This window comes from Amycolatopsis sp. NPDC051045 (genome assembly GCF_040682955.1).
Lineage (GTDB): Bacteria > Actinomycetota > Actinomycetes > Mycobacteriales > Pseudonocardiaceae > Amycolatopsis.
In genome coordinates this window covers 43,973-60,135 of the sequence record NZ_JBFBCC010000008.1, presented here as the reverse complement: position 1 = coordinate 60,135, position 16,163 = coordinate 43,973, and the positions used below count along the sequence as shown (strand labels likewise).

Annotated in this window: 13 protein-coding genes; 7 read left to right on the top strand and 6 right to left on the bottom strand. The window is 72.2% G+C overall.

The features are described from left to right. Positions 1-82 precede the first annotated feature (82 nt). The 5 genes from AB0M80_RS20305 to AB0M80_RS20285 all read left to right on the top strand — a co-directional run bounded on the left by AB0M80_RS20305 (position 83) and on the right by AB0M80_RS20285 (position 5,920). Positions 83-664: a helix-turn-helix domain-containing protein gene (locus AB0M80_RS20305; protein WP_364566813.1), complete on the top strand. Its 582-nt coding sequence runs from the start codon at positions 83-85 to the stop codon at positions 662-664. Between the two features lie 219 nt (positions 665-883). Beyond that, on the top strand, positions 884-2,230 hold the full coding sequence (locus AB0M80_RS20300; RefSeq protein WP_364566811.1) for a hemolysin family protein: 1,347 nt from the start codon (positions 884-886) through the stop codon (positions 2,228-2,230). After that, positions 2,227-3,270, top strand: a complete 1,044-nt coding sequence (locus AB0M80_RS20295; protein ID WP_364566809.1) for a hemolysin family protein — start codon at positions 2,227-2,229, stop codon at positions 3,268-3,270. The genes AB0M80_RS20300 and AB0M80_RS20295 overlap by 4 nt, the downstream gene beginning before the upstream one ends. Beyond that, the gene (locus AB0M80_RS20290) at positions 3,267-4,148 is read left to right on the top strand and encodes a 3-methyladenine DNA glycosylase (RefSeq protein ID WP_364566808.1); all 882 of its coding nucleotides are present in this window, start codon (positions 3,267-3,269) and stop codon (positions 4,146-4,148) included. The genes AB0M80_RS20295 and AB0M80_RS20290 overlap by 4 nt, the downstream gene beginning before the upstream one ends. A 116-nt stretch (positions 4,149-4,264) precedes the next feature. Continuing rightward, on the top strand, positions 4,265-5,920 hold the full coding sequence (locus AB0M80_RS20285; protein ID WP_364566806.1) for a hypothetical protein: 1,656 nt from the start codon (positions 4,265-4,267) through the stop codon (positions 5,918-5,920). 100 nt (positions 5,921-6,020) lie between these two features. Here the strand turns inward: AB0M80_RS20285 and AB0M80_RS20280 are convergent, their stop codons facing one another. Both AB0M80_RS20280 and AB0M80_RS20275 read right to left on the bottom strand, forming a co-directional pair. After that, the gene (locus AB0M80_RS20280) at positions 6,021-6,800 is read right to left on the bottom strand and encodes an aldo/keto reductase (RefSeq protein WP_364566803.1); all 780 of its coding nucleotides are present in this window, start codon (positions 6,798-6,800) and stop codon (positions 6,021-6,023) included. 40 nt (positions 6,801-6,840) lie between these two features. Beyond that, a complete protein-coding gene (locus AB0M80_RS20275) occupies positions 6,841-7,635 on the bottom strand; it encodes a helix-turn-helix transcriptional regulator (protein ID WP_364567629.1) in 795 nt (264 codons plus the stop codon). A gap of 170 nt (positions 7,636-7,805) precedes the next feature. On the opposite strand from AB0M80_RS20275, the gene AB0M80_RS20270 reads away from it, so the two are divergent. After that, complete coding sequence (locus AB0M80_RS20270; RefSeq protein WP_364566800.1) at positions 7,806-8,165, top strand: nuclear transport factor 2 family protein; 360 nt, start codon at positions 7,806-7,808, stop codon at positions 8,163-8,165. Between the two features lie 34 nt (positions 8,166-8,199). Here the strand turns inward: AB0M80_RS20270 and AB0M80_RS20265 are convergent, their stop codons facing one another. Next, entirely contained in the window at positions 8,200-9,354 is a 1,155-nt protein-coding gene (locus tag AB0M80_RS20265) for an NAD-dependent epimerase/dehydratase family protein (protein WP_364566797.1), read from the bottom strand. 137 nt (positions 9,355-9,491) lie between these two features. Here AB0M80_RS20265 and AB0M80_RS20260 point away from each other — a divergent pair, with 137 nt between their 5' ends. Then, positions 9,492-9,989, top strand: coding sequence for a GtrA family protein (locus AB0M80_RS20260; RefSeq protein ID WP_364566794.1), 498 nt, complete (start codon positions 9,492-9,494; stop codon positions 9,987-9,989). On the opposite strand, the gene AB0M80_RS20255 is transcribed toward AB0M80_RS20260, so the two are convergent. The 3 genes from AB0M80_RS20255 to gcvP all read right to left on the bottom strand — a co-directional run bounded on the left by AB0M80_RS20255 (position 9,919) and on the right by gcvP (position 15,965). Then, the gene (locus AB0M80_RS20255; protein WP_364566791.1) at positions 9,919-12,093 is read right to left on the bottom strand and encodes a glycosyltransferase family 2 protein; all 2,175 of its coding nucleotides are present in this window, start codon (positions 12,091-12,093) and stop codon (positions 9,919-9,921) included. The genes AB0M80_RS20260 and AB0M80_RS20255 overlap by 71 nt on opposite strands. Continuing rightward, complete coding sequence (locus AB0M80_RS20250; RefSeq protein ID WP_364566789.1) at positions 12,090-13,025, bottom strand: NAD-dependent epimerase/dehydratase family protein; 936 nt, start codon at positions 13,023-13,025, stop codon at positions 12,090-12,092. The genes AB0M80_RS20255 and AB0M80_RS20250 overlap by 4 nt, the downstream gene beginning before the upstream one ends. Before the next feature lie 63 nt (positions 13,026-13,088). Beyond that, entirely contained in the window at positions 13,089-15,965 is a 2,877-nt protein-coding gene (gene gcvP / locus AB0M80_RS20245; protein ID WP_364566786.1) for an aminomethyl-transferring glycine dehydrogenase, read from the bottom strand. Positions 15,966-16,163: the final 198 nt, after the last annotated feature.

Genomic DNA, 16,163 nt, shown 5'->3' with positions numbered 1-16,163 from the left:
GACCGTCCGGTTCCCGGCCCTCCGGGTCACAGTACGTACGTACGGATTGCGAGATCGCGGGTCCCGGTGCCAGGATTTCAGGATGCCACGCGTAAGCCAGGATCACCTCGACGCACGCCGGCGCCAGATCCTCGACGGCTCGCGCGTCTGCTTCGCGCGCCACGGCTACGAAGGTGCCACAGTCCGGCGCCTCGAGGAAGCCACCGGCCTCTCGCGCGGGGCCATCTTCCACCACTTCCGCGACAAGGAGTCGCTCTTCCTCGCCCTCGCCGAGGACGACGCACTCCGGATGGCCGACGTCGTCGCCGAACAGGGCCTCGTCCAGGTCATGCGTGATCTGCTGGCCGGGGGCGACCACCCGGCCGACTGGCTGGGGACGCGCCTGGAGGTGTCCCGGCGGCTGCGCACCGATCCGGAGTTCCGCGCCCGCTGGGCCGAGCGGTCGGAGCAGCTCACCACCGCCACCCGGCTGCGCCTGTTGCGCCAGCGGGAGGCCGGAAAGCTGCGTGACGACGTCGACGTCGACGTCCTCACCGCCTTCCTCGAACTGGTCCTGGAAGGACTCGTGTCGCACCTGGCCATGGGCCTGCCCGCCGCCGGGCTGGGACCAGTGCTCGACCTCGTCGAGGAGACCGTGCGGCGCCACCGGCCCGGCACCACCTGACCCGGGCGGCCCGAAGATGAGCGCGCCGACACACCCGTGGCGCCAGCGGCGGGTGCGGTGGACGCGTTAAGATTGCCCCCATCGTCGCAGTACATGCCGATTTCTTGCTAGGAGTGACCGTTTCGTGCGCGCAGCGCAGTCACCCGGTGACAGTACCGGGCCGGGTGACCGACCCGGCTGTCCGATAGGTTCATCCCCCGCCGCCCGGGCGGGTGCGGAATGATCCAGATCCTCTTCGCCGTGCTCGGCGTCCTCCTCTTCGTGTTGCTGACGGTCGGCACCGGGCTCGCCGTCGCGGCCGAGTTCTCGCTGACCGCGCTGGAGCGCAGCACCGTCGAGGCCAACGTCCGCCAGGTCGGCGACCGCCGCGCGCTGGCCGTCCAGAAGGCCCACCGGACGCTGTCGTTCCAGCTCTCCGGCGCCCAGGTCGCGATCACCCTGACCACCCTGATCACCGGGTATCTGGCCGAGCCGCTGATCGGCGAGCTCGTCCGGCCGCTGCTCACCGGCATCGGGCTCCCGGCCGGCTTCGCCGCGGGCGCCTCGGTCGCGCTGGCTCTGATCATCGCCACCTCGCTGTCGATGATCCTCGGCGAGATGGTGCCGAAGAACCTCGCGATCGCCCGGCCGCTGCCGACCGCCCGCGCGGTCACCGGCTACCACTCGCGGTTCTCGGCCCTGTTCCGCTGGCTCATCACGCTGATGAACAACAGCGCGAACTTCCTCGTGCGCAAGTTCGGCGTCGAGCCGCAGGAAGAGCTGCGATCGGCACGCTCGCCCCAGGAGCTGGGTTCGATCGTGCGGTCCAGCGCGGAGAGCGGCACGCTCGACACGTCCACCGCCGAGCTGCTGGACCGCTCGCTGCGGTTCGGCGAGCGCACCGCGGAGGAGCTGATGACCCCGCGCGTGCAGCTCGAAGCCCTCGCCGTCGACGACACCGTGGAAGACCTCATCGAAATCTCCCGCCGCACCGGGTTCTCCCGCTTCCCGGTGCACGCCGAGGACCTCGACGACGTCCGCGGCGCCGTGCACGTCAAGCAGGCCTTCGCCGTGCCCGCCGCGGACCGGGCGGCGGTGCCGATCGGCTCGGTCATGCGGCCGGTGCCGACCGTGCCGGAGTCCCTGCCCGGCGACGACCTGCTGCTGCGCCTGCGCGATTCCCGCTTCCAGCTGGCCATCGTCGTCGACGAGTACGGCGGCACGGCCGGGCTCGTGACCTTGGAGGACGTCGTCGAAGAGATCATCGGCGACGTCCGCGACGAGCACGACGAGCGCGAGGCCCCGGCGTCGCAGCAGGTCGGCGCCGACAGCTGGCTGGTGTCCGGGCAGCTGCGCGCGGACGAGGTCACCGGTGTCACCGGGTTCCGGATGCCGGACGGCGACTACGAGACCATCGCCGGGCTGATCCTCGAGCGGCTGGGCAAGATCCCCGCCGAGGGGGACGCCACCGAGGTCGACGGCTGGCTGCTCACCGTGACCACGATGGACAAGCGCCGGATCGCCGAGGTCGAGGTGGCCCCGGTCCGCCCCGCCGGAGAACCGGCCGGAACCGAGGTGGTCTCGTGACCGACTGGCTGAACATCGCCCTCGTGGTGGTCCTGCTGCTGGCCAACGCCTTCTTCGTCGGCGCGGAGTTCACGCTGATCTCCTCCCGGCGCGACCGGCTCGAGGCGCTGCTGGAACAGGGCAAGACGCGCGCGAAGATCGTCATCAACGCGAGCAAGCACGTGTCGCTGATGCTGGCCGGCGCGCAGCTGGGCATCACCATCTGCTCGCTGTTGCTCGGCCGGGTCGGCGAACCCGCCATCGCGCACCGGCTTTCGGCCGCGTTCGACCTGCTCGGGCTGCCCGAGGCGCTGCTGCACCCCATCTCGTTCGCGATCGCGCTGGCGTTCATCACCGTGGCGCACGTGCTGATCGGCGAGATGGTGCCGAAGAACCTCGCCATCGCCGAGCCCGAACGGCTCGCGCTGTGGCTGGTGCCGGCGCACGTCGCGTGGGTGAAGGTGGCCAACCCGTTCATCTGGCTGCTGAACTTCGTGGCCAACTCGCTGCTGCGCGCGGTCAACGTCGAGCCGAAGGACGAGCTGGAGACGGCCTACACGTCCGACGAGCTGGCCGAGCTGCTCAGCGAGTCGCGGCGGGAGGGCCTGCTGGACCAGTCCGAGCACCAGCGGCTCGCCCAGACGCTGTCGTCGGTGCAGAAGACGGTCGCGGACGTGCTGGTGCCCACCGCCGAGCTGACCACGCTGCCCTGCTCGCCGACCGTCGGCGAGGTCGAGAAGGCCGTTTCCTCCACCGGGTTCTCGCGGTTCCCGGTGTGCACCGACGACGGGCGCCTGACCGGCTACATCCACGTCAAGGACATCCTCGACCTGGCCGGGCAGGACCCGGCGGCGATCGTGCCCGGCTCGAAGACGCGGGCGCTCACCGAACTGCGCGCCGACGCCCGGCTCGACGTCGCGCTTTCGGCGATGCGCAAGGAACGCAGCCACCTCGCGCGGGCACTGGACGCGAGCGGGAACGCCGTCGGCGTCGTCGCGCTGGAAGACCTCGTCGAGGAGTACGTGGGCACAGTGCGTGACGGCACCCACGTGGGCGCATGACCGGCGTCGAGGTGCTCGCCGAGCCGGACTGGCTGGCCCGGGAGGCGGCGCACGTCTCGCGGATGCGGCGGTGGACCGGCCCGCACCAGGAGCGCCGGGCGCGGGGCGAGAAGCACCCGGTGCTGGACTTCCTGTTCACCTACTACTCGTACCGGCCGTCGCACCTGCAGCGGTGGCAGCCCGGGCCCGGCGTCGCGCTCGCCGGGCCCGCGGCGCGGCGCTTCCTGGACCGCAAGGGCTACGTTTCGACGGCCGACGGCGTGGTGCTGGATCCCACCGGCTTCACCGAAGGCAAGGTGCGGACGGCCGAGTTCGTCCTCGGCCTGCTGACCGCGACGGCGTCACGCGCACCCCGGCTGAGCTGTTTCGGCCTGCACGAGTGGGCGATGGTGTACCGCGAGCCCGCGGATTCGGTCCGGCACGACCAGGTGCCCCTGCGGCTGGGGTCGGCCGGCACCGACGCGGTCGTGGAATCCCTGGACATCCGCTGCGGGCACTTCGACGCGTTCCGCTTCTTCACGGCTCCCGCACGACCGCGCAACGAGCTGACGCCGTCGCGGGAGACGCAGATCTCCCTCGAGCAGCCGGGGTGCCTGCACGCGAACATGGACCTGTTCAAATGGGCGTATAAGCTCGACCCGTTCGTGCCCGCGGAGCTCGTGGCGGACTGCTTCGAACTGGCGGTGGAGATCCGGACGCTCGACATGCGGGCGAGCCCGTACGACCTGGCCGGGTTCGGCTACCCGCCGGTGCGGATCGAAACGGCGGCCGGCCGGGCGGAGTACGCCCGCGCGCAAGGGGAGTTCGCCCGCCGGGCGGCGCCGCTGCGTCATCGCCTGATTGCGCATTGCCATCGCCTGGTCAGCGCAGCACCCTGAATCCAGGCCACTGTGAGTCAGATTATTCTCTCTCCGATACTCACCTGTTAGGGTGATAACGGTTTGATTGCATCGCAGCGCGTGCTTGGCATGCGCTCACCCGCGAAAGGATGACGATGGGGCGACACTACCGGGACGAGGAGCCGGTGCCGCACCCTCAGGACCGCACACCGCGCGTCCCGGCCGAGGGTCGCCCGCACCAGGGGCCGGGCCGCAGCGAGGCCTCCGGCGCCTTCCGCACCCCGGGACGCAGCTCCATCTCCGCCGCCTTCGGGATCGCCGGCCGCGCCACCGGCTCCTCCCGCGGCTCCGGCGAGTCATCCGGTTCGGCCTTCTTCACGGAAGGGGCCGAGGCACCCGGGTTCCAGCCCGAAGCCGGCAGTGCGCACCCGGCCGCCGGGCGCCCCGCCGGCACCCGCCGGGGCGAGACCTCAGGCTCCTACCCGGTCGCGAGCAGCGGCGAATCCACGGTGACCCACGCCCCTCAGCGTCGCGGAACCCCGGACTCGTACCCGACCACCACCCTCGCGGAAGTCCCCGGCGCCCACCCCGCCGCGAACAGCGGCGAATCCACGATGACCCACGCCCCCCACCGCGGCGGAACCCCGGACTCGTACCCGACCACCACCCTCCCGGAAGTCCCCGGCGCCTCCACCACCCGCTCTCGCCGCAAGGGCGGCGGCACCTCCGGCGCCCACCCGGCCGGGAACCGCATCGAAGCGCCCGGCGCCCACCCCGCGCCCGGCGGCGGAGCCCCCCGCGCCTCCCGCCGTGGCGAAGCCTCCGGCTCGTACCCGGCCGCCGCCCCCGCCGAAGCACCCGGCGCCCCCACCGCCACCCGTTCCCGCCGCAAGGGCGGCAAGACGGCCGTTCGCCACCCCGAATCGGCCGCCGAGCGGACCGAAGTGATCACCCGGCAGGACGAGTTCTCCGACGACCTCGCCGCCACCTCCCGGAACGAGGCGTCCGGGACCTCCCGCACCCTCGACCGGAGCGACGACACCGGCTCCGCCCGCGCCGCGGGCCGCGGCGAGAGCACCCGGACCGCCGAACGCGGCGACACCACCGGACCCCACCGCACCGCCCGCGACGAAAACACCGGCCCCCAGCGCGCGGGCCGCAGCGAAGGCACCGGAACGCACCGCATCGTCGGCAAGGCCGACGCCACCGGCTCGCACCGCATCGTCGGCAAGAAGGCCCCGCGCCGCCGGATCGCGACGTGGCCGATCGCCTGCCTCGTCCTCGCCGTCCTGATCGGGCTCGGCGTCGTCGGCTGGAACTGGGCCGACAACGAGCTCAACAGCCGCGCCGAGGCGCAGGCCGCCAGCTGCGACGGCGGCACCTCGCACATGCGGGTCGTCGTCACCCCGAGCGCGCAGAAGCCGCTCGCCGCCGCGGCCGACCGGTGGAACCAGGCCGCCACCGTCGTCCACGGCCAGTGCGTGCACGTCATGATCGAAGCCAAGCCCTCGGCGCAGGTGCTCGACGCGCTGGTCGGCCGGGCCAACCTGGACTCCATCGGCGGGCTCCCGGCCGCCTGGCTGCCGGAATCGTCGTACTGGGTCAGTGAGCTCACCACCAAGAAGCCCGAGATGATCGGCTCGCCCGCCCAGTCCGTGGCGAACGCGCGGTCGGCGGACTACCCGTTCATCGGGCTCACCGGCCCGGGCATCGACGACACCGTGCTGCGCGCCGCCCAGACCTTCCGCGAGTACCTGGAGCAGCCCGCCCAGCAGGCCGACTTCGCCGCGGCGGGCATCAAGAGCGCCTGACCCGCGGCCCGCGAAGTCTTCGAGACCAACGCCACCCTCTACCGCCACTTCGCGACCCGCGACGACCTGCTCGCCGTCGTCGGCGACCGCGGCTCGGACCCTAGACGCGCGTCCCGTTGTCGAGCTCGGCCACCACGGCGAGGTCGTCCTCGGCCAGCTCGAAGTCGAAGATCCCGAAGTTCTCGCGGATCCGGGTCGTGGTCGCCGAGGCCGCCACCGCGACCGTGCCGGTCTCCAAGTGCCAGCGGAGCACGATCTGGGCCGGGGTCTTGCCGTACTTCGCGGCGAGCGCGGTGACCGTCTCGTCGGACAGCAGCGCGGCGTTCGCGGCCGGGCTGGCCGCGGCCGTCACGATGCCGCGCCCGGTGTGGAACTCGCGCAGCGGGAGCTGCTGCAGCCACGGGTGCAGCTCGACCTGGTTGACCGCGGGCACCGAACCGGTCGCGTCGATCAGCCGGCGCAGCTCGGAGACACCGAACCCGGCCACGCCGATCGCGCGGACCCGGCCCTCGGCGCGCAGCCGGCTCAGCGCGCGCCAGGTGTCGGTGAACGCGCCGTTCGTGCCGTCCAGCAGGCAGAGATCGGCCCGCTCGAGCTGGAGCGACGCCAGCGCCTGGTCGGCCGCCCGGCGCGCGGTGTCGTAGCTCTGCGCGGGCACGTGCACGCTGACGAAGAGGTCCTCGCGCGGCACCTCGGCCGCCGCGAGCACGGCGCCCACCGCCGCCTCGGTCCCCGGCGTGGTGTCGATGCCGCGGTAGCCGGTGTCGAGGGCGATGCGGACGGCCCGGCCGGTTTCGGCCGTGGACAGGCCCGCGACACCGAACAGCAGCTGGGGGATGCGGATTCCGTCGGACAGGGCGAGCGAAGGCGGGACGGCCATCAACCGGTGATCCTCACTTCGGATGCTGCGCGGACCCCCATCATCCCACCCGGGCGGCCCGCTCGCGCAGATACGCCGCCGTCGCCGGGTCGGCCGGGAAGAACGACTCGATCACCAGCTCCGCCACGGTGACGTCCAGCGGCGTGCCGAACGTGGCCACCGTGCTGAAGAACGTCAGGTCGGTGCCTTCGTGGCGGAACTCGAGCGGCACGAAGATGTCACCCGGCCCGGGGACCTCCACCTCGGGTACCGGCTGGTCGCACGGGTAGCCGCGCAGCTCGTCCAGGAGCTCGGCGAGCCCGGCGTCCGCGGTCTGGGTCACCTGGCGCCGCAGCCGGCCGAGCAGGTGCGCGCGCCACTCCCCCAGGTTGCGGATGTGCGGCGCCATGCCGTGCGGGTGCAGGGTGGCGCGCAGCACGTTGGTGGTCAGCTCGGGCGCGACGCCGGCGACGAACAGCGCGACACTGGCGTTGGCGTCGACGAGGTCCCAGTTCCGGTCGACGACGGCGGCCGGGTACGGCTCGTGCCCCGCGAGCAGCTGCCGGACGGCTTGGCGGACGGCGTCCATCTCCGGGTCCCCCAAGGCACTCTCGGTGTAGGCGGGCGCGTACCCGGCGGCGAGCAGCAGCCGGTTGCGTTCCCGCAGCGGCACGTCGAGGTGCTCGCCGAGGCGCAGCACCATGTCCCGGCTCGGCCTCGAGCGGCCGGTTTCCACGAAGCTCAGGTGGCGGGTGGAGATGTCCGCCGAGATCGCCAGGTCGAGCTGGCTGATCCGGCGCCGGTCGCGCCATTCCCGCAGCAGCTCACCGACGGGCCGCTGCCGCGCCTGCACCATAGTCGTCACGAAAGCGACGCTACGGCGATCACCGGGGCGCGGCCATTACTTCGGGGGTAATGCCACCGCGTTACCTCCCGCGTAATCGACGGGCCGCCGCCCATCGGCCAAAGTCGGTCCCAGCGCAGGACGACGGCGAATCCGTTGTCCCCCAAGCGAAGGAGCAAGACATGACCGACGTCCGCACCATCGTCGAGCAGTACATCGCCGTCTGGAACGAGACCGACGGTGACAAGCGGCGCGCCCTCATCGCCGACGTCTTCACCGAGAACGCCGGCTACACCGATCCCCTCGGCGCCGTCCGCGGGCACGACGGGATCGACCAGTTCGTCGCCGGGGCCCAGCAGCAGTTCGCCGGGCTCGCCTTCAGCCTGCCCGCCGGTCCCGACGCCCACCACGACCTCGCCCGCTTCCGGTGGCACCTCGGCACCCCCGGCGCCGAGCCGGTCGCGATCGGCTTCGACGTCGTCGAACTCGAAGACGGCAAGATCGCCAAGGTGCACGGCTTCCTCGACAAGCTGCCCGGCTGAAAAGACCGTGGGGGCTCCGGGAGTCCCCACGGCGCTAGGCCTTCAGCGCGCCCCGCCAGCGCACGGCCGGGCGCAGCTTCTCCGGGTTCACCCGGTGCTTGTTGGCGCCGACGATGTCGAACATCGACTCGATCAGCGTGTCCGAGAGCAGGTGCGGCTGCAGCCCGAGCTCGAGCAGTCCGGTGTGCTTCACGTTGTAGTAGTGCTCCGGCGCCTCGGTGCGCGGGTTCTCCAGCTGCTCGATCTGCACCGGGCCGGGGAACCGGTCGGCCACCAGCTCGGCGATGCCCGCCACGGACATGCTCTCGGTCATCTGGTTGAACACGCGGAACTCCCCCGGCCCGGCGGGGTGCTCGACGGCGAGGCGGATGCACTCCACGGTGTCGCGGACGTCGATCAGGCCGCGGGTCTGCGTGCCCTGGCCGTACACGGTCAGCGGCTGGCCCAGCACGGCCTGGATGACGAACCGGTTGAGCACCGTGCCGAACACCGCGTCGTAGTCGAAGCGGGTCGCCAGGCGCGGGTCCAGCGCGGTCTGCGGCGTCTGCTGGCCGTACACGATGCCCTGGTTGAGGTCCGTGGCGCGCAGCCCCCACGCGCGGCAGGTGAATTCGATGTTGTGCGAATCGTGGACCTTGGTCAGGTGGTAGAAGGAGCCCGGACGCTTCGGGAACAGCACCCGGTCTTTGCGCCCGTTGTGCTCCAGTTCCAGCCAGCCTTCTTCGATGTCGATGTTGGGCGTGCCGTATTCACCCATTGTGCCCAGTTTGACCAGGTGGATCGCCGGATCGATCTCCGCGATCGCGTAGAGCAGGTTCAGCGTCCCGACCACATTGTTGTGCTGGGTGTACACCGCGTGTTCGCGATCGATCATGGAATACGGCGCCGACCGCTGCTCGGCGTAGTGGACGACGGCGTCCGGCGCGAAGTCGCGCACCGCCCCGAACAGGAACTCCGCGTCGAGGAGGTCACCTTCGTAGCTGGTGATCGTCCGGCCGGAGACCTCCCGCCAGGTGGTGATGCGGTCCGCGAGGGATTCGATCGGGACCAAGCTTTCGACGCCGAGTTCGGCGTCGTACCCGCGCCGCGCGAAATTGTCGAGGACGGCCACGTCGTGGCCTTTGTCCGATAAGTGCAGCGCGGTCGGCCAGCCCAGATATCCGTCACCGCCGAGAACCAGCACCCGCATTGTGCCGCCTTTCCTGCTCGTTTACGCCCCGAACGCTATAGATCACGTGCTGATGAAGACCTGGCAATGAGCTGTGAATCTCCTATGCGTGAGGGGGTCGGACGGCGCGGCGGCCGGCCCGCGGGGAGGATGGGGGCATGACGACCGTAACCAACGGCGTGCGGCCCCGCACGGCGGAGAAGACCCGCCGTCGCGGCTGGGCCCGGCTGGCCCGCGCCGCGACGACGTCGGTCGCGGCGACGGTGGTCAGCCAGGTGGTGCTGCTGGCCGTCCTCACCGCCGGCGGGGTCCCGGCGCTGGCGAGCACGCTGGCCTGGGCCGCCGGGGCGGTGCTGAACTTCCTGGTCACGCGGCGCTGGGTGTGGGGCCGCACCGGGCGGCCGCAGGTCCGGCGCGAGCTGCTGCCCTACCTCGGGGTGATCGGCCTCGGCGGGCTGGCCTCGATCGGCCTGACGACCCTCGCGGGCTTCCTGCTGACGCCCCTGGACCTGCCGCACTTCTGGTGGGTCGCGCTCGTCGACGGCGCGTACGTCGGCAGCTACGCGCTGGTGTTCGTCGTCAAGTTCACCCTGCTCGACCGGCTCGTGTTCGGCCGCGGCGCAGCACGTACCCCCGCCACCACGTCCCGGTCATGACGCGGGCGTAGTTGGCGCCGTAGACGAGGCTGCCGCCCTTCTTGCTCATGCCCGCCTTGCGCAACCGCATGCTCATCGGCAGCTCGGCGACCCGGGCGCCGCGCGCGGTGACGCCGAGCAGCAGCTCCGAGGACTGGTACTGCGGCTCGTGGAGCGGCACCGAGCACGCCAGCTCCGCCCGCATCGCGCGGAAGCCGAACGACGTGTCGGTGATCCGCCGCCCGGTCAGCACCGACGCCAGCACCGCGAACACCCGCACGCCGAGCCACCGGACGCGGCTGTCGGCCTCCTCGTGCCCGAGCCGGCGGGACCCGGTGACGAAGTCGGCGGTGCCGTCGAAGACCGGGCGCACCAGCGCTTCGAGTTCGCTGTTGTCGTACTGGCCGTCGGCGTCGGTCGTCACGAGGTATTCGGCGCCGGCGGAGGCCGCGAGGTGGTAGCCCAGCCGCAGCGCGGCGCCCTGGCCGCGGTTGCGCGGCGCGACGCAGACGTAGGCGCCGTGGGCTTCGGCGATGGCGGCCGTGTCGTCGGTCCCGCCGTCGACGACGACGAGCACGTCGACCGGCATGCCGAGGCACTCGTCCGGCATCTTCTCCAGGACTTCGCCGATCCCGCCGGCTTCGTTGTAGGCCGCGATGACGACGGTCAGCGGCGCCAGCTTCAGGTCCGGGTGGCGGCCGCGGAAGTCGTCGAGGGCGCCGGAGTCGACGTCGTCGGGGAACGCGGCGAGACGTTTCCGGCCGGCCGAGGTCAGCGTCGTGAAGCCGAGCGCCCCGGCCACCGGCAGCAGCACCAGCGCGGGGATCTGGTAGCGCCAGGAGAACAGGAAGACGGCCGACGCGAAGAGCAGGACCAGGCCGCTCGACGCCGCCAGCAGCGCGCCCGCCCGCGCGGGATCGAGGGGCCGTTTGCGGCGGAACACCGTCAGGAGGCCCAGCAGCGCGCCGATGCCGAGTACCGCGCCGGGCACGTAACCGCCGCCGAGCTGGTAGCCGCGCAGCATTTCCGCCAGTGGCCGGTCGACGCTCGCGACGACGCCGTCGTTCTGCAGCGTGACGAGGTCGATCAGCGACTGGTCGGCCCACTGCGGATAGCTCGGCTGGAACTGCCACCGGTCCAGCGGGACGTCGGCCGGGTCCTGGTCCCGCGTCCAGGCGAAGCTCTTGGCGAAGTCGTCCAGGATCGCGCCGGCGACGTCGCCCGGCTGGGCCTTCAGCACCTCGACCGCGAACTCGTGGGCCAGCGCCTGCTTGTCCGCGCCCGGGGGCAGCGGCCCGGGCCAGTTCGGGTCCAGGTCGGCGTGCGTGTAGTTGTCCACCAGGCGCGTCTCGCGCGGCTCCGCCGGGCAGAAGACCTGCAGCGCCGGCTCGAGGTGGAGGTTCGCGCAGTCGGCGACGGCGGCGGTGCGGCCGTAGAGCATGTTCCCGGACGGCCCGGTCAGGCCCCACTTGCCGGTCTCCGCGTGCACCCGCGCGGCGTAGGGCGCGAGCACGACGAGCAGGCCCAGGAGGCCGGCACCGGCTCGCCGCCACCCGGCCCAGTGCCGCCACGCTCCCCCGGCGACGACCAGGTAGACCAGCAGCGGCAAGGCCAAGGAGATCCCGATCAGCCGGGTCAGCACGGCGAACCCGACCAGCAGGCCCGCGGCCGCCGCACGCTTCCAGCCGGGGGCGCCGCGGCCGAGCAGCAGCCACAGCAGCGCCAGCAGCACGGCCTCGAAGGTCACCTCGGACATGATGTTCTGCTCGATCTGCAGCTGGTAGGCGTCGAGCAGCACCGGCGCGGCGGCGAGCGCGGCGACCCACGGGCGCCCGCCCAGCCGCAGGACGAGCCCGTACACACCGATCGCGACGAGCACGCCGCCGACGTGCTGCACAGCCGCCACCCAGGCCAGGCCGCCGACGGCGAGCAGCGGGCGCAGGACCAGGTCGTAGCCGATCGGGTCGAGCTGGTCGGCGCGCAGGGCGTGCAGGTTGTCGAGGTACCGGAACGAATCGATGAACAGCAGCGCGGGGCGGTAGGCCAGCCAGGTCAGCACCCGGAGGGTGATCGCCGGGACGAGAAGCAGGAGCAGCAGCCAGTGGCGCCGGAGGAACGCGGTCACGGCGGCGTGAGGCCGGAAAAGTACTTCCACGCCGTGGCGAGGCCGTCGGTCAGCGACACCTCGGGCCGGTAGCCGATGGTCTCCGCACTCGCCGAGACGTCGACGACGACGGCGGGCATCTCGCCGGCCGGGGCCTCGACGTGCTCGACCGGCAGCTCGGCCCCGGTCACCTCCCGCACGGCCGCGACCATCTCCAGCACGGACACCGAGCGACCGGCCCCGACGATCGCGCGGCCGGAGTAACCGCTGCCGAGGGCCAGGAGGATCGCGCGGACGACGTCGTCGACGTGCACGAGGTCGCGGCGCTGGCGGCCGTCGCCGTGGATCTTCACCCCGGTGCCGGCCAGCGCGGCCCGCATCATCCGCGGCACGAAACTGTCCTTGTGGGACATTCCCGGGCCGTAGACGTTGGTGAACCGCAACGCACACGTCGTCATGCCGTACGCGCCGGCGTAGCCCGACAGCAGCATTTCGCACGCCGCCTTGGTGGCGCCGTACGGCGTCAGCGGACGCAGCGGCAGGTCCGGGGTGATCGTCGCGGAGCCGACGTTGCCGATCACGGCGTTGGTCGAGGCGAGCAGGAACTTCGGCACCTCCCGGCGCCGGGCCAGTTCGAGCAGTTCCTGGGTCACGAGGACGTTGTCGGCGAAGGTGTCCTCGGGGAGCTCGACCGACCGCAGCACCGAAGTCAGCGCGGCGAGGTGCACGATCCCGGCGGTCTCCGGCGTCACGGCCTCCTCGCGGACGGCGGCTTCGCGCAGGTCGCCGGTCACCACGCGCACGCCGGCCAGGTCCTCGGGGAACGGCACCCGGTCGACGACGGTGACCGGCACCCCCCGGCCGCGCAGGGCGCGCACGACGGCCCGGCCGATGAAGCCGCTGCCGCCGGTCACGACCACGGACGTCCGATCAGGACCGTGCCCACTCACCATGGGCGTCAACCTACCTTCCGTTCCTGTGCGTCCGCAGTGCGCCCGCGTACGCGGAACCGGCCGTCAGGCGAACGCCTCCGGGGGCGGACAGGAGCAGACCAGGTTCCGGTCGCCCGCGGCGCCGTCGATCCGGCGGACCGGCGGCCAGATCTTCGCCGCGCCCGTCCCGGCGGGGAACACCGCGGTTTCGCGGCTGTACGGCCGGTTCCAGGCACCCGCGATGCAGCCCGCCGTGTGCGGCGCCTGCCGCAGCGGCGAGTTTTCGAGCGGCCACTCCCCCGCCGCGACCCGGTCGATCTCGCCGCGGATCGCGATCATCGCGGCGCAGAAGCGGTCGAGTTCGGCGAGGTCTTCGCTCTCCGTCGGCTCCACCATCAGCGTGCCCGCGACGGGGAACGACATCGTGGGCGCGTGCAGCCCGTAGTCCGCCAGCCGCTTCGCGACGTCGTCGACGGTGACGCCGGTGGCCTTCGTCAGCGGGCGCAGGTCGAGGATGCATTCGTGCGCGACGAGCCCTTCGCGGCCGGTGTACAGCACCGGGTAGTGGCCGCCGAGGCGGCGGGCGACGTAGTTGGCGTTCGCCACCGCGACGAGCGTCGCCCGGCGAAGGCCGTCGGCCCCCATCATCCGGATGTAGGCCCACGAAATCGGCAGGATCGACGCGCTCCCCCACGGCGCCGCGCTGACCGGGCCGACGCCGGTGGCGGGGCCGGCGGCCGGCTGCAGCGGGTGGTTCGGCAGGAACGGGGCCAGGTGCGCGCGGACCCCGATCGGGCCGACACCGGGCCCGCCGCCGCCGTGCGGGATGCAGAACGTCTTGTGCAGGTTGAGGTGGGAGACGTCGGCGCCGAACCGGCCGTACTGGGCGACGCCGATCAGCGCGTTCAGGTTGGCCCCGTCGACGTACACCTGCCCGCCCGCGTCGTGCACCGCCGCGCACACCTGCCCGACGGTGTCTTCGTAGACGCCGTGCGTCGAAGGGTAGGTGAGCATGATCGCGGCCAGGTCGGCCCGATGGGAGTCCACAGTGGACTTCAGGTGCGCGAGGTCGATGTTGCCGTCGTCGTCGCAGCGGACCACGACCACTCGCATGCCCGCCATCACGGCGCTCGCCGCGTTCGTGCCGTGCGCGCTGGCCGGGATCAGGCAGACGTCACGCGCGTGCTCGCCGCGGGAGCGGTGGTAGGCGCGGATGGCCAGCAGGCCCGCGAACTCGCCCTGGCTGCCGGCGTTGGGCTGCAGGGAAACCGCGTCGTAGCCGGTGATCCGCGCGAGCCAGGCGCCGAGATCGGCGGCCACGTCCAGGAGCCCGGCGGCGTCCTCGGCCGGGGCGAACGGGTGCAGCCCGGCGAACTCCGGCCAGCTGATCGGCTCCATTTCCGCGGTGGCGTTGAGCTTCATGGTGCACGAGCCGAGCGGGATCATGCTGCGGTCGAGCGCGACGTCCTGGTCGGCCAGGTGGCGGAGGTACCGCAGCAGCGCGGTCTCCGACCGGTGGGCGTGGAACACCGGGTGCGTGAGGAACGCGCTGGTGCGCCGCAGCGGGGCCGGCAGCGCGTCCGCGGTGTCCGCGTCGAGGCCGTCCACATCGGACACCGAGACACCGAAAGCCTTCCACACGAGCGAAAGCCGCTCGCGCGTGGTGGTTTCGTCGCAGGCGATGCCGACGTGGTCTCCGTCGATCCGGCGCAGGGAGACGCCGAGGTCGCGGGCCGCCGCGACGACCGTGTCCGCCCGGCCGGGCACCGCCGCGGCGACCGTGTCGAAGAACTCGCCGTGCACGACGTCGACGCCGCCCTCGGCGAGCCCGGCGGCGAGCACGGTGGCCATCCGGTGGGCCCGCAGCGCGATCCCGCGGAGCCCGTCGGGCCCGTGGTACACGGCGTACATCGAGGCCAGCACCGCCGGCAGGACCTGCGCGGTGCAGATGTTCGAGGTGGCCTTCTCGCGGCGGATGTGCTGCTCCCGCGTCTGCAGGGCGAGCCGGTACGCGGGCGCGCCGTCGGCGTCCTTCGAGACACCGACCAGCCGGCCGGGCAGCTGCCGCTCCAGGCCGTGGCGCACCGCCAGGTACGCGGCGTGCGGGCCGCCGAAGCCGGGCGGGACGCCGAAGCGCTGCGTCGATCCGACGGCGACGTCGGCGCCGAGTTCCCCCGGCGACCGCAGCAGGGTCAGGGCGAGGGGGTCGGCGGCGACGACCACGGCCGCGCCGTGTTTCTTGGCGTCGGCGATGGTGAGGTCGAGTTCCCGGGCCGCGCCCGAGGCGCCCGGGTAGGACAACAGGACGCCGAAGAAGTCACCGCCGAGCCCGAGCCCGGTGAGTCCCTGGGAAAGGTCCTCGACGACGAGCTCGATCCCCAGCGGCTCGGCGCGCGTGCGGAGGACGGCGAGGGTCTGCGGCAGGGTGTCTTCGTCGACGACGAAGCGGCGGGAAGGCGACCGGCCGGCGCGGCGCACGAGAGTCATGGCTTCGGCGGCGGCGGTGGCCTCGTCGAGCAGGGAGGCGTTCGCGACGGGCAGCCCGGTGAGGTCCGAGACCATGGTCTGGAAGTTGAGCAGCGCTTCGAGCCGCCCTTGGGAGATTTCCGGCTGGTAGGGCGTGTAGGCGGTGTACCAGGCCGGGTTTTCGAGCACGTTCCGGCGAATCACGGGCGGGGTGACGGTGTCGTGGTAGCCGAGCCCGATCATCGCGGCGGTCGGCCGGTTGCGCGCGGCCAGCTCCCGCAGTTCGGCAAGCGCCTGCGCTTCGGAAGCGGCCGGAGGCAGCTCGAGCGGCTCGGCGGACTCCCGCAGCGACGACGGCACGGCCCGCTCGGCGAGTGCGTCGAGGGAGGCGACGCCGATGACGTCGAGGATGTGGCGAAGTTCGTCCGGACCGGGTCCGATGTGCCGGTCGGCGAAGGGAATGCCCTGTTCCAGCGAGGCGAGTGACGGATCCACGTGAGCCTCCTGCGAGCGGCGGTGTCTACGCGACCGACTCTAGAACGGAAGCGACGTCGGGAGGCGACCACCCGACCAGCTCCAGAACGGAGCCAACCTCGAGAGGCGACCACCCGACCAGCTCCAGAACGGAGCCAACCTCGAGAGGCGACCACCCGACCAGCTCCAGAACGGAGCCAACCTCGAGAGGCGACCACC